Source organism: Segatella copri, from assembly GCF_019249655.2.
Lineage (GTDB): Bacteria > Bacteroidota > Bacteroidia > Bacteroidales > Bacteroidaceae > Prevotella.
Genome location: NZ_CP137557.1, coordinates 1332807 through 1355451 on the forward strand (window position 1 = coordinate 1332807; position 22645 = coordinate 1355451).

22 protein-coding genes are annotated in these 22645 nt (G+C 37.2%); 21 read left to right on the top strand and 1 reads right to left on the bottom strand.

What is annotated here, in order from left to right:
• Window positions 1–2: 2 nt before the first annotated feature.
• The 21 genes from KUA49_RS04975 to KUA49_RS05075 all read left to right on the top strand — a co-directional run bounded on the left by KUA49_RS04975 (window position 3) and on the right by KUA49_RS05075 (window position 20632).
• Window positions 3–1205: a CDP-glycerol glycerophosphotransferase family protein gene (locus KUA49_RS04975; protein ID WP_218413204.1), complete on the top strand. Its 1203-nt coding sequence runs from the start codon at window positions 3–5 to the stop codon at window positions 1203–1205.
• Window positions 1199–2473: an O-antigen ligase family protein gene (locus tag KUA49_RS04980; RefSeq protein ID WP_218413205.1), complete on the top strand. Its 1275-nt coding sequence runs from the start codon at window positions 1199–1201 to the stop codon at window positions 2471–2473. Before KUA49_RS04975 ends, KUA49_RS04980 begins: the two co-directional genes overlap by 7 nt.
• Window positions 2439–3419, top strand: coding sequence for a glycosyltransferase family 2 protein (locus KUA49_RS04985; RefSeq protein WP_218413206.1), 981 nt, complete (start codon window positions 2439–2441; stop codon window positions 3417–3419). The genes KUA49_RS04980 and KUA49_RS04985 overlap by 35 nt, the downstream gene beginning before the upstream one ends.
• Before the next feature lie 9 nt (window positions 3420–3428).
• Window positions 3429–3692: a hypothetical protein gene (locus KUA49_RS04990; protein ID WP_218413207.1), complete on the top strand. Its 264-nt coding sequence runs from the start codon at window positions 3429–3431 to the stop codon at window positions 3690–3692.
• A 40-nt stretch (window positions 3693–3732) separates the two neighbouring features.
• Window positions 3733–4137, top strand: coding sequence for an acyltransferase (locus tag KUA49_RS04995; RefSeq protein WP_256624892.1), 405 nt, complete (start codon window positions 3733–3735; stop codon window positions 4135–4137).
• A 104-nt stretch (window positions 4138–4241) separates the two neighbouring features.
• Window positions 4242–5183, top strand: a complete 942-nt coding sequence (locus KUA49_RS05000; RefSeq protein ID WP_256624893.1) for an acyltransferase family protein — start codon at window positions 4242–4244, stop codon at window positions 5181–5183.
• On the top strand, window positions 5164–6087 hold the full coding sequence (locus tag KUA49_RS05005) for a glycosyltransferase family 2 protein (protein ID WP_218413209.1): 924 nt from the start codon (window positions 5164–5166) through the stop codon (window positions 6085–6087). The genes KUA49_RS05000 and KUA49_RS05005 overlap by 20 nt, the downstream gene beginning before the upstream one ends.
• Window positions 6088–6092: 5 nt before the next feature.
• On the top strand, window positions 6093–7310 hold the full coding sequence (locus KUA49_RS05010; RefSeq protein WP_218413210.1) for a Coenzyme F420 hydrogenase/dehydrogenase, beta subunit C-terminal domain: 1218 nt from the start codon (window positions 6093–6095) through the stop codon (window positions 7308–7310).
• A complete protein-coding gene (locus KUA49_RS05015; protein WP_218413211.1) occupies window positions 7307–8416 on the top strand; it encodes a polysaccharide pyruvyl transferase family protein in 1110 nt (369 codons plus the stop codon). Before KUA49_RS05010 ends, KUA49_RS05015 begins: the two co-directional genes overlap by 4 nt.
• A 165-nt stretch (window positions 8417–8581) precedes the next feature.
• Window positions 8582–10270, top strand: coding sequence for an IS1182 family transposase (locus KUA49_RS05020; RefSeq protein ID WP_318331588.1), 1689 nt, complete (start codon window positions 8582–8584; stop codon window positions 10268–10270).
• A gap of 105 nt (window positions 10271–10375) precedes the next feature.
• Complete coding sequence (locus KUA49_RS05025) at window positions 10376–11038, top strand: acyltransferase (RefSeq protein WP_256624946.1); 663 nt, start codon at window positions 10376–10378, stop codon at window positions 11036–11038.
• Window positions 11039–11132: 94 nt separating this feature from the next.
• Window positions 11133–12275, top strand: a complete 1143-nt coding sequence (locus tag KUA49_RS05030) for a glycosyltransferase family 4 protein (RefSeq protein WP_218413549.1) — start codon at window positions 11133–11135, stop codon at window positions 12273–12275.
• 53 nt (window positions 12276–12328) lie between these two features.
• Window positions 12329–13672, top strand: coding sequence for a Gfo/Idh/MocA family oxidoreductase (locus KUA49_RS05035; protein WP_218413550.1), 1344 nt, complete (start codon window positions 12329–12331; stop codon window positions 13670–13672).
• A gap of 11 nt (window positions 13673–13683) precedes the next feature.
• The gene (locus KUA49_RS05040; protein ID WP_218413551.1) at window positions 13684–14757 is read left to right on the top strand and encodes a pyridoxal-phosphate-dependent aminotransferase family protein; all 1074 of its coding nucleotides are present in this window, start codon (window positions 13684–13686) and stop codon (window positions 14755–14757) included.
• A gap of 37 nt (window positions 14758–14794) precedes the next feature.
• On the top strand, window positions 14795–15925 hold the full coding sequence (locus KUA49_RS05045; protein WP_256624947.1) for a CDP-glycerol glycerophosphotransferase family protein: 1131 nt from the start codon (window positions 14795–14797) through the stop codon (window positions 15923–15925).
• Window positions 15922–17004, top strand: coding sequence for a glycosyltransferase (locus KUA49_RS05050; RefSeq protein WP_218413553.1), 1083 nt, complete (start codon window positions 15922–15924; stop codon window positions 17002–17004). The genes KUA49_RS05045 and KUA49_RS05050 overlap by 4 nt, the downstream gene beginning before the upstream one ends.
• A 14-nt stretch (window positions 17005–17018) precedes the next feature.
• Entirely contained in the window at window positions 17019–17741 is a 723-nt protein-coding gene (locus KUA49_RS05055; RefSeq protein ID WP_218413554.1) for a TIGR04255 family protein, read from the top strand.
• Window position 17742: 1 nt separating this feature from the next.
• On the top strand, window positions 17743–17895 hold the full coding sequence (locus KUA49_RS05060; RefSeq protein WP_218413555.1) for a hypothetical protein: 153 nt from the start codon (window positions 17743–17745) through the stop codon (window positions 17893–17895).
• Window positions 17861–18415 carry a hypothetical protein gene (locus KUA49_RS05065; RefSeq protein WP_218413556.1) on the top strand — a complete coding sequence of 185 codons (555 nt, stop codon included), beginning with the start codon at window positions 17861–17863 and terminating at the stop codon, window positions 18413–18415. The genes KUA49_RS05060 and KUA49_RS05065 overlap by 35 nt, the downstream gene beginning before the upstream one ends.
• A gap of 15 nt (window positions 18416–18430) precedes the next feature.
• Window positions 18431–19141 carry a WecB/TagA/CpsF family glycosyltransferase gene (locus KUA49_RS05070; RefSeq protein WP_218413557.1) on the top strand — a complete coding sequence of 237 codons (711 nt, stop codon included), beginning with the start codon at window positions 18431–18433 and terminating at the stop codon, window positions 19139–19141.
• Between the two features lie 129 nt (window positions 19142–19270).
• Complete coding sequence (locus KUA49_RS05075; protein ID WP_218413558.1) at window positions 19271–20632, top strand: nucleotidyltransferase family protein; 1362 nt, start codon at window positions 19271–19273, stop codon at window positions 20630–20632.
• Window positions 20633–20817: 185 nt separating this feature from the next.
• On the opposite strand, the gene KUA49_RS05080 is transcribed toward KUA49_RS05075, so the two are convergent.
• On the bottom strand, window positions 20818–22041 hold the full coding sequence (locus tag KUA49_RS05080; RefSeq protein WP_153093847.1) for a transposase: 1224 nt from the start codon (window positions 22039–22041) through the stop codon (window positions 20818–20820).
• Between the last annotated feature and the right edge of the window lie 604 nt (window positions 22042–22645).

Below are 22645 nucleotides of genomic sequence, written 5' to 3' on the forward strand. Positions count from 1 at the left end.
AGATGAAAGAGAAAGTTAACATCAAAAAGATACAGCATTTTATCATGTGGTGGGCGACCTATTGGAGATGGAACTTATTATATAAGTTGCTATATAATAAGTTACCTATCAATGAAAAGAAGATGTGTGTTATAAGTTGGAGAGGAAAGTATTTCAATTGTAATCCTAAAGCGATTGCTACATATATAGGTAATCACAATCAAATGAGCTTACAGATTATAGCAGTAGTGGATAATCCAAAGCTTTATAAAAACAAATACCCAAACATTAAGTTCGTCAAGACAAAATCAGTTGCTCACTTAATTGCCCAATTATCATGTAAAATTTTTATAGCTAATGTACGTATGTCTGAGTTTGAGAAAAAATCAGGTCAGATTTATATACAGACTTGGCATGGAATGGGACCTAAGAAATCAGAGAAAGACAGCATAGAAGCATTAAGTTATGAATATATTCAGAATGCTATCAAAGATTGCAATCAAACAGATATCATGCTTAGTGGTTCCAAATGGCAAACGGATTGGATAAGAAATTCCACATGGTATAAAGGACGAATATTAGAAGTTGGTACTCCACGAGACGATTGTTTTTTCATTGCTAATGAATATGAAACAAAGAAGAATAGGGTATATGAAACTTATCATATCAACATAGATACCAAACTCATTTTGTATGCTCCTACTTTTAGATCTTTTGGAGAAATAGCTCAAAATAGTATAGATGTAAATACTTTGTTACAAACTTTTTCAAAAAAATTCGGGGGCAATTATGTGTTACTTCTTAGATTACATCCAAATGTAGCAAGACAACCATTACCAGAAATATATGCAAAGTACCTTTCTAAAAAAGTGTTCAATGCTACATCATATCCTGATATACAAGATTTATTATGCGCTTCAGATGTATTGATAACCGATTTTTCTTCTGTCTCTACGGAGTTCGTCATGCAAGATAAACCATGTTTTTTATATATCCCTGATTATAATACTTATGACAGAGGCTTGTACTTCAAGCCTGAAGAAATGCCATTTCCTTATAGTTTTGATGAAAAGCAATTAATACAAACTGTACAGTTGTTTGATTTTAGCAATTATGCAAAACGACTTGCGTCCTACAAGGAGAAAATTGGAATGAGTGAAAATGGTACTTCTTGTGTGAGAATAGAAGAATATTTAGAGAAAACAATTATTAAAAAGTCATGTTAATATATTTATTATTTCTTATATTAATAACTGTCTTTATCAAGAATTTCAAAAGAGGAATAATAGTTTATGCGCCATTCAAGTTTATGTTTAGTCATGGAATACCATCCCATATCGGTAAATTTGAATTGGATGCATTTTTTACATTATGCTTGTTCCTATTATGGCTTTTGAGAAATAATGATAGTTTGGGGAAGAATCCTTTAAGGCGGTCGTTAGTTATAATGTTTGTAGCAAGCTTCATTTACGCTTGCAATCCTCAGTTTGCCATTATTACTTTGGTAGACTCCCTTAGTCCGTTTCTGTATTTCATCATGTTTTTTGATGCTATAAAAAACGAAGCAGATTTAAAGCTTTTTATAAAAGTTATTTGTGGATATGTTCTCTTGTTAAATGGCAATGCCATTTGTGAATTAGCTGGAAATAATATTATAGGAAGTCAACTTCTAACAATAATGTACCCAGAAACTTATTGGGCTGTTGATGCTGGAACTCGAGGTTTGTTTATCAGACTACATTCTTTTGTTCCGCATTCTATAGGATATGGTGTTGAAAACATGGTGCTTTTTTCCTTCTTCTTGATGCTTTATGTTTATGGGCAAAATCTCTTAAAAAAGAAAAAGTCAATGTTCTATATGGGAGTTTGTTTGTTAGGCATATTCCTTTCGGGGTCTCGAAGTCCACTTTTGGGAGGTGTCGTTATATTGTTACCACTTATAGCAAACCGAAAAATGTTTAATGCTCAAAACTTTGCTTTTGTAGTCATGGCATCGGTCGTTATTGTTTATTTTGGTGGTGCTTATCTCTCAACAATGTTTGATTCTTTAACAACAGATAGTAATACAGATATGGGTGGTGCAAGTTCTTGGGATATGCGTTTAGGACAATTGGAATATTCTGTTTATTTTTGGATGCAAAACTTTTGGTTTGGCAATGGTCATAACTTTGACATTTTCCAAGGGGGAAAAATGTACTCTCAAATTTTTGGAGCAGAATCCGTTTGGTTTCCGATTATGATGAAACAAGGACTTGTTGGAATGGTTGCATATTTGTACATAACAATTGATGCTTGTTTTTGTGCAATAAAAGTAGATAAGAAAGCCATTTGCTTATGCCTTATGTTAGGATGGCTTATCATTGATTCTGCAACGAATTTGCCTGGATTGAGTATTTTGTTGCCTCTATATTTTTATACAGTTTATTATAAGTGGGACAATCTATTAAAAAGCAAGAACTATGATTTCAATAATAATACCAATTTACAAGGTTGAGCAATACCTTGACGAGTGTATTACGTCTGTTATCAATCAAACGTATAAAGACTTGGAAATAATTCTAGTTGATGATGGCTCTCCTGATATGTGCCCGCAAAAATGTGATGAGTGGGCAAAGAAGGATGCTCGCATCAAAGTAGTACATAAAAAAAATGGTGGACTTTCTTCGGCTCGTAATGCTGGCTTAAAGGTTGCCAAAGGAGAATACATCGGTTTCGTGGACAGCGATGACTATGTTGATGAGACTATGTATGAGGATCTGATGCGAGTGATGAATCAGAATGAGAATACAATGGTTGTCTCTTCGCCTATTATTCGCAATAAGAATGGTGCCTTTTCTCCGTATATGGTTGGATCGTATGAGTATAAGGATGGCGAGACTATGCCTTTTGCTCTGTATATGAAAATGTTCTTGGGGCTTGGTATGGATGCCACGGTATGGAATAAACTCTATAAGCGTGAGTTCATCCAAACTCTCTTCCGAGAGGGGCGCAACAATGAGGACTATCTCTTTATGTATTATAATGTGAAGCCGTTGTTTGGTTCTGGTAAGCTGTTGGCTGTTTCTGCCAATCCTCATTATTATTATCGTGATAATCCTCTGAGTATTTGTCATCAGGTAAATGTTTCGGTGAATAGATTGTTTTTTGATACATTATTTAATTTGAAAGAGATAATGGAAGATTTGAAACGATGGAATAAGCCTATGCTTTCTTCTGTTATTCCTTTTATGGAGGGTATTTTGATACATGCTTGTGACCAAATATTGAAATTCCCGATTCTTAAAGAAAAACGTCCAGATGACTGTAAGTTTATTGAGGAAATGTTGAGGAAGGATATTTGTATTTACCGCAAGGGACGTTCTTTCTCTGGTACGTTTAAGTTTGTCTGTTTCAAATATTTCCCGAATTTGTATCTCTTGAAGTCTAAACTTTTAAAATAAGATAACCCAATGAATACAATATTAATCATTCTAATCATAGCGGTAGCCATCCTTTATCTCAAGTGGTTCTTCGCTATCCTCTTTTATCCGCTCATGGCATTATCTGCCTTGGGCAGCCGCCAGAGCAATCCGAAAATAAAGAAAATCATGCGGTTTCCTCTTCGTGTGGCAGAACATTTTCTGAGATTCGGGGGGACAGATTCGTGCTCTTTCAAATTTCTACCATCCCATCCGTACATCTGCGTATATGGCTGTATAAGGGACTGGGTGTGAAAATGGGAAAGAACGTAACCATATACACTTCCGTACGGAGATGAGATGCCCCGAAAGGCTTACTCTTGGCGATGGCACAATTATCGGTGACAATGCCATATTGGATGCTCGCAGAGGTTTGACCATGGGACGCAATGTCAACCTCTCCAGCAACGTTTCCATCTATACGCTCCAGCATGACCATCGTGACCTTAACTTCGATTGTCCTCCAGAGGATAAGGTGAAGTTTTCGGTAGAGATTGATGACAGGGTATGGTTAGGCTCTAACGTTATTGTTTTGCCAGGAGTGCATATCGGCGAAGGGGCTGTTTGTTGCGCTGGTTGTGTGGTTACCAAGGATGTGGAGCCATATTCAGTAGTGGCTGGCATCCCAGCCAAGAGGGTAAGCGAGCGTCCTCGTAACCTAACGTATAATTTTAAAGGAAAATCTTGTAGATTCTATTGATTCATGAGAGATGAGAAAATAACGATAGCGAAGGCTATTGCCATCATGCTTATGGTGATTTGTCATGCTGGATTGCCACATGTGGGGGGGGGCAATTTGTGACGATGTTCCACATGTCGCTGTTCTTCTTTGTCAGTGGCTACTGTTTCAAGGATAAGTACCTCAATAATGTGAGGCAGTTCTCCATTAACAAGGTCAAGGGATTGTATGTGCCATTCGTAAAATGGTCGCTGCTCTTCCTCGTGTTGCACAATGTGTTCTTCCATCTAAACATTTATAATGATGTATGTGGATGGAAAGGTGTGGTGTCGCTGCTGTATGGTTGGAAAGATGTGGTGAAGAATGTGGCAAAGATAGTTCTGGCTATGAACGAGACGGAGCAACTCTTGGGAGGCTACTGGTTTTTGAAGGAACTTTTCTTGGGGTCGTTCTTGGCCTTGGGCTGTTTTAAGTATCTGAAGAATGACTTCTTAGGGGCTTCGATTCTGCTCTTGATAGCTATCGTGATGTCGTGGTTTGATGTCGAAGTTCCTGCTGTCCATATTGCCTCTCGCACTTTCTTTGCTGGTTTCTTTATCGTTATGGGAAGGGCATATAAGCGGATGAATGTGGATGCTGATAAGTGGCCGATTACGATTATGGCTTTCATCATCGTATCGATGGGTTCTGTTTGGTGTGGCACATCCATGCTGTCTTATTCTGCCATCCAGATATTGCCTTATTCGGTGTGTGCCATTTTGGGAACAATTATGATACTGAATTTGAGTCATCGTCTGAGTCTTTATCAGAACTGGGCTAAGCGATTCTTGATGTTTGTGGGCGACCATACCTTGGAGGTCTTGACGTGGCATTTCTTGTCGTTCAAGCTCATCTCTCTCCTCATCATCTGGGTGTATGCCTTGCCGATAGAGCAGTTGGCTGGTTTCCCTATCATCAAGGGATATTCCCTTATGTATTGGCCGCTATATTCATTCGTGGGTATCTGTGTGCCGATAGGTGCATTGTATATTAGAAAACGATTATCATATGAAAGAAAAACAAAATAATTTAGCTATTATCATCCCTGCTTATAAGGCAACGTTCTTGGCAGCAGCGTTGGATTCCATCGCGGCTCAGACGTGCCAAGACTTCACGCTTTATATTGGCGATGACTGTAGCCCCAACAATCTTGGGGAGATAGTGGACAGGTACAGGGATAAGATCAACTTGGTGTATCGCCGCTTTGATACCAATTTTGGTGGTAAGGATTTGGTAGCACAATGGGAGCGTTGCATTGATATGAGCCAGGGAGAGGAATGGATATGGCTTTTCTCGGATGATGACGTAATGGAAGCATCTTGTGTTGAAAATTTTTGTAAAAGTTTACAAGAAACAAATGCTTCCTATGATTTGTATCATTTTGATGTGAAGGTTATCAACGATGATGGAAAGATAACAAGTATTCCTAAAAAATATCCTCAAGATTTAGATAATTTCTCTTATTATAAAGGTAAATTAAAAGGTAAATATGCCAGTCTTGTAGTAGAAAATATATTTAGTAGGGAAGTTTACCGAAAATATAATGGGTTTAAAAAATTTGATTTGGCTTGGGGAAGTGATACTGCTACATGGGTTTTGTTTTCTGAAAAGAAAGGTTTCCATACGATAAATAATTCACATGTTTTATGGAGATGTGGAAATCAAAATATTTCACCGAATGTTAGTCTGCCTATTTCTGTTAGAAAAGTTAGAGCATTGGTCGCTTTTTTCAAATGGGCACATTCGTATTTTAAAGCAAGAAATCAGGCTCATCTTTTCACGAATATGAGAGCGTTTGTAAGTAGAGTTGCAATGTTTAGTAGGTATACACCAAAAGAAGTAATAGAAGAATCGATTGTGGAGTTTTGTGAAGGACACAATATATCCTTCTTATGCTTTCTTGTGAGAATATTGGTTAATATAAAAAGATAATATATATGTTAAAGTATATTTCAACCATGGATGCAGCTACTTGTTGTGGATGTAGAGCTTGTGAGCAAGTGTGTGCACACCGGGCTTTACAAATGGAATCAAATGAAGAGGGGTTCCTTTATCCTAAATTGGATGCAACGAAATGCGTGAATTGTGGATTATGTGAAAGTGTTTGTCCAATGATGAAGGCTAAAACTGTTCGACAGGATGAAGGTCAAGCTTATGTTGCACAGAATAAGAATGTCGGTGATCTTAAGACGAGTTCTTCTGGAGGTGGCTTTATTGCAATTGCCAAAAAAATTCTGTCTCAAAATGGTGTTGTCTATGGAGCTGCTTACAAGAATGGACCAAAAGTATGTCATATTAGGGTTGAGAAATCTTCTGATTTAGAAAAATTGAAAGGTAGCAAATATGTTCAATCTGATATAGGTGATTCCTATAAACAAGTAAAAAAGGATTTACGAGAGGAACGTATTGTTTACTTTGTTGGTACACCTTGTCAAGTGGCAGGCTTAAAGCTTTTCCTGAGAAAGGAATATGATAATTTGCTAACTTCTGATTTAATATGTCATGGAACTCCATCGCCTGAGATTTTCAAGAATATGATTAGCCATGTTGAAGAAAAGATGGATGCTGATTTCGTTGACTATTCTTTTAGAGATAAGAGAGTCCGTGGTTGGAGCTGTTCTTCTTCTTCTTCTTACAAAATGCGCTCTTCAGGCAAGATGAAGTATGTAAATTATTCCAAAGATATGGAGGCGTACTTTAAGGCATTTATTTCAGGTCATCTTATGCGAATGAATTGCTATCAATGTCCATTTGCAAACACTCATCGGTGTGGCGATATAACTTTGGCTGATTTTTGGGGTGTGCGAGAAAGTATTCCTGATTTTCCATTTATTCATCGAGGTGTAAGTTTGTTACTTGTCAATACTGCTAAAGGAGCGCAGGCTTTAGATAGCTTGAAAAATCAGTTTGTTCTGAAGGTAATTCCTATGGATATGGCTGTGGAAACAAATGCGAATTTAAGTCATCCTACACCATTGTCAAAAGACAGAGAAATGAGTTATGATTTGGCATTGAATCATTATCCTGCTTTTCTTGATAAGTATTATGAAGGTAATTATTTTATTAATAACTTGAAGGTACAAGTTGAATATAATATAAGACGTTACCCTTGGTTGTTTTTATTAATCTCTAGAATTAAGAAGTTAATCAAATGAAAGTTTCGATAATAACTATTTTAGATAATACCAACTATGGTACATATTTGCAGGCTCTTGCTACTGGTATGGCTGTTAAGTCACTAGGGCATGAAGTGGAAATTATACATTACACTAGACCATGTATGACACCTAAAGGAAATTCTAAAGCTATTTATGAAGATCGAGGTTTCATCAGATGGTTTTATCGTTGTGTATTGAAATATTCTAGGAAATCTTATCAACTCAAAAAGCTTGATATGGATTTCTTGAAATGCTATTTGCCTGTAACATCAGAATATATAGGCTTTAAATCACTTATTGCTAATCCACCTCAGGCAGATGTGTATATTACCGGTAGTGATCAAGTATGGAATAGTTTCTATAACCGAGGAATAGATAAAAGCTATTATTTAGATTTTGTTCCAGAAGGTAAAAAGAAAATAAGTTATGCAGCAAGTATTGGTATGCCTAACTTTCCAGAGAATGAGGTTGATGATACCAAAAGACTATTAGAAAAATACCAATATATTACGGTAAGAGAATTGTCTGCTAAAAAAATATTGGAAAGTCTTGGGGTAGCATCAGAAGTTGTTCTTGATCCTACGTTGTTGCTGGATAAAGTAGCATGGTCTGAAATAGCAGAAAGGTATGCTTTTAAAGAGTCTGAACCTTATTTGCTGACATATAGTGTAGAATATGGAAAGGAAGACTCTTATATCAAGCATTATGCCAAGCAAATTGCAGAAAAGAAAGGATTGAAATTATATCATATTACATATGGTGGAAAGCCATTTGATAATTATTATGATAAGGTGTTTACTTATGCGACGCCAGATCAATTCCTTAATTTGATGCTTCATGCTTCATTTATAGTGGTCAGCTCGTTTCATGGAACAGCTTTCTCTATAAATTTCAACAAACCTTTTATTACTGTATCACCAAAGAAGTTTAACAGTAGAGTTATGAGTTTGTTGCAGATTACTGGCTTAGAATCAAGGGTTGTAACTGATGATAGCCGTTCAATTGATAGTTTTGGCGATATTGATTATTTTTCTGTCAATAAAATCCTTGATGGGGAAAGAAAGAAATCGCTTGCAATTTTAAATAAAATGTTAAAAGCTTAAAAATGGGTGTGTTTGAAAAATTCGGGGGAGGCCGTCCGAAAACTTAATTAGGGAAGCAAACAACTGAATTGGGCATTTTTCTTTTGCTCTTTATAGTTAATTAACTTCGTATCTTCTTGATTCTCAATTATTTTATGTATCTTTGTAGTAAAAAACAAGAAAGATATGGCATATAAAAAAGGACAAGATAGACGACAGAGGGTTCTTTTCCCTGATTGCATTGACGAGTATGTAGAGGCTGACGCCCCTGTTCGCTTGTTTGATGCTTTTGTCGATAATCTCAAAATGGATGAACTGGGATTCGTCCGCAGTACTCCTGCAGAGACAGGTACTCCTGGATATGATCCTCGCGATCTCCTCAAACTCTATATTTATGGTTACTTCTATCAGGTACGTTCCTCTCGCAAACTTGCTCGTGAGTGCAAGTGTAACGTAGAGGTAATGTGGCTGCTCAACAAGCTGACTCCTGACTTTCGTACAATCTCCGATTTCCGCAAGGACAACAAGAAGGCTATTACTAAAGTTTTTAAAGAGTTCAACAAGTTTTGTATGGGACTGAAGCTCTTTTCCAAGTCGTACATCTCTATTGATGGAAGCAAGTTTAAGGCTGTAAATGCTAAAGACAACAACCTTACTCTAAGCAAACTCGATGACCGAATCAAGCGTCTTGATGAACATATTTCAATCTATATGGAAGAACTTGAAGCATACGATCATGAGGAAGGACGCAGGCTCTCTAAAGATGAGTTGCAACGTAAGCTTGATGTTTGCAAGGAGCGCAAGGAACGCTATGAGGGATACCGTGATACACTTGAGAAAAGTGGTGAAAGCCAGATTTCCTTAACCGATCCTGATTCCCGACTAATGAAAGCCAACGAAGGCTTTTGTGTCGGTTATAATGTGCAAACTGCAGTTGATGCGGAGAGCCATATGATAGCAGGCTTCCTGGTAACCAACAGTCCAACAGACCATGGTCAGCTTACAAGCGTAGCATCTGAGGTGAAAGCCGATTATGGTGTTGACGTTCTTGAATCAACTGCAGACAAGGGGTACGAGTGTCCCGAGGATCATGCAGATGCATTGGCTAATGGTATCGTACCAAATGTCATCCAACGTGATGGCAGCTGCACGGAGCAGGTTCAGTTTGACTATAACGAAGCTACCATAACTGACGAACAAAAGTCAAGTACTAATCCAGAAGATTTGAAGGCATGTCTTGAAGCAGCAGTCATACCGGAAGCCTACAAGGATTTTTTAACCGATGCACAGATTGTAGAGGTCAAGGAGTACACTTCTGATGTAGCAGAGTCTGCTGTACTGAAGATGACTCCCGGGCAGATGCGTGCCAAGGCTCTTGAAGGATACTTCGTGAGGGATGCCGAACGCAATCTTGTCTATTGTCCGCAAGGAGAAATCCTGAGGCAAAAGTCTATCAAAAGAAACGGTATGATCCGCTATTGCAACAAGCTTGCATGTAAAAAATGCAAGTGCAAGTGTACCATCCAGAAGTTCAAGGAGGCAGACTTCAACAAAGACACCTTGATAAAGGCAACCGAAGCAAAACGCAAGCAACTCAAAGAAGAGAATAAGGACAAGCCAAAACCTCCAAGAATGAAGATCGTGAAGAAGGTTGTCCGTTACGTTTTACATCTAGATCAGAACAAGATGGACAATCGCAAATGCCTCTCCGAGCATCCTTTTGGAACCATGAAGCGAGCACTTGGGCAATACTACTTTTTACTGAAAGGCAAACTGAAAGTAACTGCTGAGATGGGTCTCTTTTGCCTATCTTATAACCTTCGTCGTGCCATATCTCTCAAAGGTGTACCTGCTTTGATTGCTTCTCTTGGATAATGACCTGTAGGGATCAATACCATCGAAAAACACGCTCTATTAGTGTTCATATCGGCCATTTTAAGCCCTTATGACGAATTGTTTAACATAAACTAAAATTTTAAGATGAAAAAAGATATGCCCTTAGAGGGACTTAGGTGGAGTCGTGATAGCGGTTCTGCCCTCTATGATACACCCCAAAACGGCCGTTCTCGGACGGGCTGGGGGGCAATAAATCTCCTTCATAATAAGTGGTTTAGATTGAAACTGAAAAAGGCAAATCCAAAGGAAAGAGCAGAGTTGATGAGAGATAAATTTTATTATCTTGGTAAAAATGTAGAACTTTATACCATCAATTTTGGAACAGAACCTTATCTTGTTAGCATACATGATAATGTAATAGTTGCTGCTGGAGTTAATTTTGTCAATCATGATGTTAGTGTATTCAATGTGGCAAGATTGCTAGGACTAAGGCGTGGTGATATTGATAAAGTGGGCAGTATTGAACTATTTGAGAATTGCTTCATAGGTACAAGTACTATTTTAATGCCAAATTGCTCCGTAGGTAAGAATTCTGTAATTGCTGCAGGTAGTATTGTAACCAAGCATGTTCCAGACAATGAAGTTTGGGGTGGTATTCCTGCCAAGTTTATAATGACGACAGAGGAGTATGCCCATAAGCTGAAAGAAAAGTCGCATGAGTTTCCATGGATGCCTTTAGAGAAGAAGAATAAAATGAGTGAGAGTGAGCTAATTCGGGCTCGCCAACAATATTTTTTTGAGAAATGATATACGATGACTTGTAAGTTTATTGGACTGTATGATTCTGATTAATCACGTGAATAGGCATTAATAGTTTTAGACAAGTATTTTGAAATTAAATATGAAACGAACATTAATAGTAGCTACGACCTCATACGCAGGTATGGGACCATATGTAAGTGAGATAGTAAATACATTTTCTCCACAAGATGATGTGTATTTTTTCTTTCATGATTATGAAGACGATTTTTTTAGGAAGAATATTAAAAAGGAACTGCATAAGAAAAGCGTGTTTTATAAAAAAGCAAATTCGGCATTAAATAAGCTTAAAGAATTATTATTTAATTCGGAAGGTTATGATTGGTTAATTTCCGAATTATGTAAAGAATATGAAATTCAGCTTGTGCATTATATTAATGGTATTCCTACAGTTAAAATGCAACGTAAGCTTCAATCTATGGGGATTCATGTTCTTTCTACAGTTCATGACTTAGAACCACATGAAGCAAAGAAAGCATGGTACAAGATGCTAAGACAACGTATAAGCTATAAAAGATTGAAGGAAAATCTTATTGAAGCGAAGTGTTTAGTAACAAATAGTGTCGAGCAATATCATAATTTGAAAAAAAAATTTCCAGATAAACAGGTGTCTTATCATTCTTTCCCTTCTTTAGTATCTAAAGGTATTCTAGATGGGCATGTGGTGCCGAAAGAATTAAAAGAATTAGATAAACCTTATATTCTTTTTTTTGGTCGTATAGAAGCTTATAAAGGTATTTCTCTTTTATATCATTCTTTTATGGAATGTGAAGAACTACAAAAAAAGTATTATCTGGTTGTTGCCGGAAATGGGGAGCTTGGTTTCGAACGAATGAAAAATGATTCTAATGTGAAGTTTATTAATCGTTATATTTTGGATTCCGAGATTGCTTATATGTATCAAAATGCCAAGTGTGTAATTTATCCATATATTTCGGCAACGCAAAGTGGTGTGCTTTCTTTAGCCTTTTACTATCGAACTCCTGTTCTTGCAAGTGATGTGCCATTTTTTAAGAGTATCATTGATGTATCGCAAGGTGGTTTGCTATTTAAAAATGGAGATAAAGATGATTTAATTAGAAAGCTTCTTTGTTTGTTGGGACAGGATAATATCGAGATGAAAAGGAAACAAGAATTATATTATAGTACCCATTTTAATGAAAAAGCGATACGTACTTCGCTTTTGAAAATATATTCGTTGGAATGGAACGAGAAATATATGTAGTTTTTTGAGTTTATGCATAATATATTTTTTAAATATAAAACAGAATTTCGAATATGAAAACAGTTATTACATACGGAACATACGACCTTCTCCACCAAGGCCATATTAACCTTCTTCGTCGAGCAAAAGAACTTGGCGACTATCTGATTGTGGGTGTTACCAATGATAGCTTTGATCGAGATAGAGGTAAATTAAATGTCCGCAATAATGTTTTGGAACGTGTGGAAGCTGTTAAAGCTACTGGGTATGCAGACAAGATTATTATAGAGGATTATGTCGGTCAGAAAATCGATGATATACAAAAATATAACGTTGACATATTCGCTATAGGTTCGGATTGGGAAGGAAAATTTGATTACCTTAATGAATTCTGTGAGGTTGTTTATCTACCACGAACTCAAGGTATATCATCTACAATGCTTCGTAACGAATCGCAGGATGTTGTAAAGGTTGGGGTTATCGGTTGTGGTCGAGTAGCAGATAGATTTCCTTCTGAAGCATCTGTAGTTAGTGGAGTTGATGTTGTTGCTGCTTATGATATTGATGAGACTAATTGCAAAAAATATGTTTTGAAGCATGAAAATGTAATTGCTTGTAAAAATACAGAGAAATTATATAATTCAGTAGATGCAGTATACGTTGCAACTCCTCATCTTTCTCATTACCAAGATATTAAAGACGCAATTTTGGCTCATAAGCATGTGCTTTGTGAAACTCCATTAGTCTTAGAAAAGGCTCAGGCACAAGAGCTGTATCAGTTGGCTGAAGATAGTGGGGTTATTTTGATGGAAGCAAACAAAACGGCTCATTGCCCTGCTTTTAATCACTTGATGGTTATCATTAAGTCTGGTTTGATAGGTGATGTGGTTGACATAGAAGCTTCTTTGTCACAACTTTTAGATAAGAATGGTCGTGAATTTGATCCTAAGCAAGCGGGTGGTTCCATGTATGAGGAAGGAAGTTATCCATTATTACCTATAATCAAGTTGATGGGTATCAATTATGAAAATTTGAATCTTTATTCTCGTATGGAGAATGGAATTGATATTTATACTCGTGGCGTCTTCCATTATCCTAAAGCTACTTGTTCTTTTAAAGTAGGATTGGGTGTAAAAACTGAAGGATGCTTGGTGATTTCAGGAACCAAGGGATATGCTTATGTGCCAGCACCATGGTGGAAGACGGATTATTTTGAGTTGCGTTATGAAAACCAAAACGATAATAAAAAGTATTTCTATAAATGGGATGGTTTTGGTTTGCGTTATGAGATACAGGAATTCATCAGTTGTATAGTAAACAAACGTTTCTCTTCTGCCCGTTTGCGTAGAAAAGAGAGTATTTGCATGGCACAAGTGATGGAACAATTTATGAATCGAAAAAACTTTTTTGAAATTTAAATATTATTGATATGATTAATTTCACAGTAGGTCCTGTACAGTCTAGTGAAGCTGTACGAGCAATAGGTGCAGAACAAGTACCTTATTTTAGAACATCGGAATTTTCTGATGTTATGTTTGAGAACGAGAGACTCATTAAGAAGTTTGCAAAAGCTTCTGATGATTCTAAAGTCGTATTCTTGACTTCTTCAGGTTCTGGAGCGATGGAGACAGCTATCATGAATACCCTTACACCAAATGATAAGGCTTTGGTAGTGAATGGTGGTAGTTTTGGTCATCGTTTTGTTGAATTGCTAGAACTTCATCATGTTCCTTATACGGAAATCAAGCTAGAACATGGTAAGGCGTTAAAAGCTGAGCATCTTGCTCCATATGAGGGACAAGGATATACGGCTTTCTTGGTTAATAAGCATGAAACCTCAACGGGTGTTCACTATGATATGAACTTGATTAGTGATTTTTGTAAGCGTAATCAGCTTTTCTTGATTGTTGATTGTATTAGTACATTCTTGGCTGATCCTTTTGATATGAAGGAGTTGGGGGCTGATATTATGATTACTGGTAGTCAGAAAGCGTTGGCTTGTCCTCCTGGTATTTCTGTAATGGTACTTTCTCCAAAGGCAATTAATCGAGTTAACAATACTAAGTGTGTATGTCAATACTTTGATTTGAAGATAGCATTGAAGAATATGGAACGTGGGCAGACTCCTTGGACCCCAGCTGTTGGTATTCTTCGCCAGATTAATGCTCGTTTGAAAGAGATAGACGCTAATGGTGGTGTTGAAGGAGAAATAGCTAGAATCGGTGCTTTGGCTTCATATTTCCGAGAGAAAATAAAGGATTTGCCTTTTGAAATTGTATCAGAATCTTTATCGAATGCAGTAACACCGCTTCATCCTACAACCGCTTCAGCTTACGATATCTTCTTGAAAATTAAGGATGAGTATGGTATGTGGATTTGTCCTAATGGAGGTGACATGAAAGATACAATTTTCCGTGTCGGACATATTGGTGCATTGACGAATGAAGATTATGATAAGTTAATTGCAGCATTCTATGATTTGAAAAAAAATGGTATTATTTAAATAAGGTAAGATGATTAACAATGTCAGATTAAAGAAGATGCTGAAGAGTCTTGTTTTTCCCATCTTCACTCAAATAAATAAGATTATACCAAAGGATGAGAATTTGGTGTTGTTATATTCAGCCAATAAGGGGGTTGTCTTTTGTAATCTTGTTTTAAGAGATTATTTACTCCGAAATCGCTTTGATAAAAAGTATAAAATAGTTTGTGGCATAGAAAATATGTGCTATGCTGATGATACTGAAAATGTAACGTTTGTTAGTGGAGTTAAATCTGTGTGGACTTTTTTGCATGCAAAACATGTTTTTTATACTGCGGGTCAGCTTCCTATCAAGCCTTCAAGAAAGCAGTGTGTAATTCATATGCAGCATGGTAATGAGGATTTTAAATCCATGGGAGCAAACACTAAAATTAATAATGGGGACGAATTCTTTTTTACTTATATGATTATTTCATCAGACTTGAATATAAAGGTTAATGCAAGGGCATATAAGTGCAAAGAAGAAAATATTGTTGGTCTAGGAGACCCAATGTGTGATAAGTTGCTGACCGTTCCACAAAATGTTTATGATTTTAGTAAATATAAGAAAGTCCTTTTATGGGTACCAACATTCAGACAATCGGATTATTTAAATTATAATGATTCTCATTTAGATACATTAATACCTCTTTTTGCAGATGACGATTATGAGAATTTGAATAAGTTGCTTGCTAAATATAATATTCTTCTTATAGTCAAGTTGCATCCTGCTCAGAGTGCACCTAATGGGTGTCAACGTCATTTTAGTCATCTAAGAGTATATTCTCATGATGAGTTTATAAAGACAGAATATGATATGTATACATTGATGGCACATGCAGACGGATTGATAGGTGATTATTCCTCAGCGTCTTTACAGTATTTACTATTGGATAGACCAGAGGCCTATGTTGTACCAGATCTAGAAGACTATAAAAATACTCGTGGTTTTGTGTATGATGATCCCGAAGCATATATGGGAGGACATATTGTTAAAACAAAAAAGCAATTTGAACAATTTATAGATGATTTTGCTAATGAGCGAGATATTTATAAAGATAAGCGTCATTGGGTTTGTAATCAGATTTTTAAATATAAAGATGCAAAAAGTTGTGAGCGTATCGTTAAACTTAGTGGAATGAGTTTATGAAAAAAGTATTAGTAATTATTACAACTGCATTTTCTCCTGTTGGTGGGTTAGCTACGGTGATGATGAATTATTATCGTGTATTAGATAAGTCAAAGATTCAAATTGATTTTGCTTCGACCAATGAAATCGATTCTTCATTGCTTTCTGAAATATCAGCTTATGGTAGTAACTATATTCAACTACCAAGAAGAGGAAATGTTTTGAAGTATTGGAATGCTGTTCGGGTTCTTTCAAAGAATTATAATATTCTTCATGTTCATGCTAATAGTTCTACAGCTTTAATCGAACTTTCTGCTGCTATTGCAGCAGGAGTTCCTAAGCGTATTCACCATAATCACACAAGTAAAACTCAGCATCCGTTTATTAATGCTGTTTTACATCCTTTCTTTATGCACTCGTTTACAGATGCAATCGCTTGTTCTCAATTGGCTGGAGATTGGTTATTTGGAAAGAATAACTATAAGATTTTGAGAAATGCAATAAATATAGCTAAGTTTGAATATAATAATGATGCACGTGTACTTATAAGAAATGAGTTTGGCATAAAAGAAGAGGATTTTGTTGTTGGGCATATTGGCAAATTCATGGATGCAAAGAATCATGAGTTTTTGATAAAGGTATTTGCTGAATATCATTTGAAGCATTCTAATTCTAAATTGCTTCTTGTTGGTGATGGCGAATGGCGTTCGAAAGTTGAAACCTGGGTCGCTGATAGTGGCTGTGCTGATTCTATAATTCTAGCAGGTTTACGTTCTGATATTCCAGCTATTGTTCAAGCCATGGATATTTTTGTTTTTCCATCGATATATGAAGGCATGCCATTAACAGTGCTTGAGGCTCAGGCTTCTGGCCTTCCATGTTTGATTTCATCTAATGTGACGAATGATGTTAATATTGGTCAAGATGTAAAGATGAAGGATTTGGCGGATGGGGTTAAGGATTGGGCAGACTCAATAGATTCTTTTGATTATGCAATAAGTCGTGAGGTAAGATGCCATAATAATTATGAGTTAATTACCAAGGCTGGGTATAACATAGAGAATGAAGCAAATGAATTGCTGAAGATTTATAATGGATAAAACTTAAAGATAAGATGGGTAATACTTTAGCGCAAAATAAAATTAATCAATTTATTTTAAGAATAGATCTCTTAGATGATAGAGGTCTAAAGTTTGATATGATTGTTCCTGAAATTGAAAAAATGTTTGATAGTTACAAATCAGAGATGGAGCATAATTTAAATATTCTTGTAGAAGAAGAAAATCTGGAAAAAAGAGATTTTGTAAATTATGTATTTAATTCCTCTGATGGAACAACATTAAAACTGCAAACTCGAGAAAAAGCGATTGTTTTTGAAACAAATCACTATTTAGATAATTCTATATATAAAGAACGATTAAATGTTTTAATTGGAATGATAATGACTGCTGTGGGAGATCAAGTCACAGCAAGACGAATAGGATTAAGGTATGTGAATTCTTTTCCATGTGCAAAAGTTGCTGATGTGCGAAAAGTCTTAAATTTGACTTATGGAGCAACTGTTTCAAGTATATTGAAGTCAGAACAGTTGACAAGAGCAATTGTTTTGGAAGAATACCAACATGAGGATTGTTATGCTAGAGTGCAATATGGAATTCCAAATAAGTTTTATCCGTCACTAATCAAATCTTTAGATTTATTGTTGGATATTGATGTCTTTCAAGCAGGAGCTCAATTTATTACAGACTGGGCAGAGTCTGTTAAAGTTTGCAATCATAAAGCCTTTGAAGTTTTTCGCCTATTTATAAAAGAGGATTATTTGGGAAAATTAAAATAGTATGGCAGATAATTATATAGATGTTCCACAAGATATTAATACTGAAAATCCTGTTTTTATAGATAAAGACACAATGAAGCCGAAACGTCTTGTGAAAATATACGAAATAAGTCAGGAATATGTCGATTACAGCAAAAATTCAAAAACCGATTGAAAGAATCTCTCAATGTGATATTTTTAAGGATGTTGACGTTGTAGAGTATGTGAAAGAAACTGAGGGAAAAGTTATTGTTTCAACATTGCATTTCCCTATGGTAATTTGCCTAAATCAAGATTGTGATTTGAATAGTGATTTTCGAGATAAACAAGAAGAACATTCAAATAAAAATTGTAGATTACTTCATTTGATTGTTGCTCCAATTTTCAATTTTGACGAATTCCTAAAAGGAGAACATTGGGGAGACTTATTTATGGTTGCTCCTCATATGAAAAGAAAAGATACAGCAGTAAAAAAAATCATGAATAATGATGAGCCACGATTTCATTTTTTACATTTTGATGAAAATCAAAATCTTCCAGATTACATCATTGATTTTAAGCATTTTTTTACCATAAGTACGGATTATTTATATTTAAACATTGATAAACGCTTATTTTCACTTGCAGATTTGTATAGAGAAAAAATTACTCAACGTTTTGCATTCTTTCAGTCCCGAATAGGACTTCCTGATTAAAATAAATAGAAAAATATGTCCGTATTAGTAGACAAAATACTTTTGACGGAGAAGTATTCCGTCAATCAGATATTTGAAACAAAGGGTAAGGTTTATACTTACCTCAATCCTGTTTCATATCTCACAGCTCTGGATAATAAGGAGCTGTTTGGTAAGATGGATGGTATATTTGCCGATGGTGGCTTGTTGGTGAAAGCCATCAAGTTGGTTTATGGCAAATTGGTGACTCGAAGAAGTTTTGACATGACTTCGATGGCACCGGAGTTGTTCTCTTATGCAGAGGAGCATGGAAAGACCATCTATATTGTGGCTTCTAAGCAGGAGCAGGTGGAGAAGGCTGTGGAGATATTCCGTGAGCGGTATCCAAAGGTGAAGTTTGCTGGTTATCGTAATGGTTACTTTGCTTCAGAACAAGAAATGGATGAAGAGGCAAAGCATATCGTTAAACTGAATTCAGATTTCTTGATAGTTGGAATGGGAGCCTTGATGCAAGAGAAGTTCCTGCTAAAGGTGAAGAATGCCGGTTATCAGGGTGTCGGATTTACCTGTGGTGGATTTATCCATCAGACTTCCAAGAATGAGATAGATTACTATCCAGCATGGGTGGATAAAACGAATCTTCGCTTTGTTTATCGAATGTGGAAAGAACCGCATACCCGTAAGCGTTATGTGATGGCAGGCTTGCTGTTTCCTGCAAGATTTATCGCAGAAAAAATCTTCGGATAGTCTTGTACAGCCAGTGAATGGGAGTGAAGACTACCGATATAGGAAGTAATATAATGAATAGGAGCGTCGGTATAATATGACCGATGGCTCTTTGTAATTTATCTTTCATGCGTGCAAAAGTACAACTTTATGTTGAAACAACAAAAGATTTTCTTTGATTTCTTGCGATTCTGCATTGGTTCTGCCAAGGAAATACCTGGTTCTTTGAAGGAAGCGGATTGGAAGGAGCTGTATGCTATCGCCCAAAAGCAGGCTTTGCTTGGTGTTCTGTTTCATGGTATCCGGCAATTGCCAAAGCAGTTGGCACCAGAGCAGAAGCTACTGATGCAATGGATGGTGATGGCGGAACAGATACGAAAACAGAATATCAGACTGTTTCAGAATTCCGTGAAGATTTGTCAGAACTTCGAGAACGAGGGCTTTGCTAACTGTATCTTGAAGGGACAGGGGAATGCGTTGCTTTATCCTGACCCTTATATGCGTACTCCCGGGGACATAGATATCTATCTTTTGGGTGGTCGCAGGAAAATCATGAAGTATGTGGATCAAGTGTGTCCGAATCAGGTGATGCGGTATCATCATGTTGATTTTCCGGTGATGAAGACGGCGATAGAGGTGCATTTCACTCCTTCGTATATGTTCTGTCCGATTCATAATCGGAGAATGCAGAAGTGGTTTAAGGAGGTGATGGGCGAACAGTGTAATCATCGGGTTTCATTGCCTGATGGTTATGGGGAGATTCATGTGCCTCAGGTTTCATTCAACGTTATCTATATCCTTTCTCATCTGTATCGGCATATCTTTACGGAGGGTATCGGATTGAGGCAGCTTCTGGATTACTACTATGTGGTTTGCGACTTTTGTAAAGTCTATCAAATCTCTTCGAATCATCTAAGTAATTTTTCGAATCACCCCGTCCCTCTTTCCAAAGAGGGCTCCACTTTCTCCCCAAGCCCCTCTTCCTCAGGAAGCGGGGATGTAACCGCCCTCCGGTGCTCGGAACCGCTACGCTCTAAGGATGGCGGACCATCAAAGGTCTCGCCAGATTGTGCGGGCTGGGACCGCCTGGATGGTAGTGGGAATACGACTTCGGCTTGTTCTTTGGATGCCGGCTCTTCTTCTTTCTCTGCCTGTTCTTCTGTTGCTTTAGATGTGGTGCAGAGGGAATTGAAGCATCTGGGGTTATGGAAGTTTGCCCAGGCTGTGATGTTCGTGATGAAGGAGGTGTTCGGGCTATCAGAAGATAGGATGATAGCTCCTATGGATGAAAAGGAAGGTAGGTTTTTGCTTGATGAAATCATGAGAGGAGGAAACTTCGGACAGTATGATGATAGGATGGGAAGTAAGGTCGGTGAAAGTAAGATTCATCGTTACTTCAGGATGAATCTCAGGAATCTCAGATTCGTGAAGCATTATCCTGCTGAGGCTTTGAGTGAACCATTGTTCAGAACGTGGTTTGCAGTGTGGAAGAAGATTCATGGAATAGAATAATAGTTATCAAGAGACCTTCTGTCCATTATAAGTGAAATAACTTCTATCACCCTGAGGCTGATGGGGGTATCTTTTTCGAAAACCTACCCTCAATGGTCTTTACACCCCCTTCGGTTCCCCCATTTGTGGGGGACAGAAACCTTCTTTACCATTAAACAATAGTTCGTTAATAATTCAATAATGTGCTAAGCAGCTATACGCTGTAAGCACGAGAGATCTTTGAAAATCTTGCTAATTAAAGTTCGGTTCGGGGTGTACCCGCTTGCTTTAAAAATTCGTTTCACCAGATAAATATTGGTCATCAGTGACTTGAATGAAGACATAGAATATTCCATTCCCATCTCCTTCATAGTTACCTTGGCAACATTTAGTGATGTGAACGAAGCATTGAAAGCAAAATCGAGTTTCCACTTATCGCGAGCCTGGCAGTCCATAAGACCAGTATAGCCTTTGGCGTCACGAAAGCAAAATTCGATCTGGAACCTGGTTCTATAATAAAGAAGTACTTCTTCACCCGAAAGTGAGGTGTCTGTAGAGAAGAATAGTTTCTTCTTGCCATTCGGCATCTGCCAGATGACAAGTCTAACTTTACACCTGAGTGCCTTGGAATAGGCTATCAAAGTATAAGCTGTTCCTTCTATATCTTTCATCTCCATCTTCTCCATTCGAGTGAGGTCAAGATTCTTCATATCAATCTTGCCATCCTTGGTCTTGGGGCGACCACGTTTTCCAGTACGTGGACCAGCATAGACATAAAAGAGACAAGCATTGTCACGAAAGCGGCTTATCAAAGAGAACCCTTCTTTCTTTATCCCATTAACAAATGTACTTGTAGAGAAGTAAGCATCTGCAACTATGAGGGTTGAGAGTTTAAGAAGTTCCTTGCGGTAACGCTTAATGACGCTGATATAGAAATCTACCATAGTCTTGTTTCTAAGACTCAGTTCTTTATTACTTAGCGACTGGTGTGCTTTTAACATCATGCAGTCTTTGGCATCAATATCAATGAGGCCAATACCCATGATTTCGAGACCATGTTTAACAGACTGTGCACATCCCGACCAAAAACGACCGATATGTGGAGTCTTCTTGCCAGCTTTGCTGATGTAGCTGGGATCAATGGCAATAGCCCATCTTCCCTGTTTACCAAAGAAGCGCTTGGCAAGTGAGACATTAAGTTTGAGCCAGTCAATGCTTTTCGACTTTTTTAAGCCGAATGCGTTGCGATAGGTTTGCTCAACATGCGAGCCATACCTCCCCATTTGGGTGAAATTTATCTTTCTTGGTATTACCATGAACAAAATTATCACCTCGATGAGTATTTTCTCGAAACTTTTTGTTAACTTTGCAGCCGAATCTTCAACTGCATCTTTAAAGATATCCATATATTGGTCAAGTCCTGTATTCATATAATTTTGCGTTTGTCGTGATTTGCAAAGTTACTGAAAATCAGCGACTTGACCAACTTTCTATAGTTAAGTTTTCATAAGCATTTCTTAATATAAGTTATTGATTTACAGACGATTAAATATTAATTTAACGCAGTATTGATTAAAGAAGAGTGTTCTAAAATCATCCCGTCCTTCTTTACCATTAAAGAAGGCTCCACCTTTCTCACCAAGCCTCTCTTCCCTCAGGGACGAGAGGATGTAACCGCCCTCCGGTGCTCGGAACCGCTTCGCTATAAGGTTGGCGGGGCATCAAAGCCCTCGCCATGTTGTGCGGGATGGGACCGCCTGGGATGGTCTTACTATGTCTTGCTATAATGGACTTATAAAATAAAGATTTTGAGGGTAAAGGTCTTTTAACAGAAGGTTTGAAGGCTCAATCTCATTCAGAATGTGTGTACTTTGTAAGACGTTTGAGTTATGAGGACATACGCCTTTATCTTTATGCCGCCTCTGCCTTTTTTCCATCCGTTACCAAGAACGAGGCGTTTTGTGTGCCCAAGACAGAAATGATGTTTTGTTGTACTCCTGCTGTCACTCTACCGGAGATGCTGGAGAAAATGGA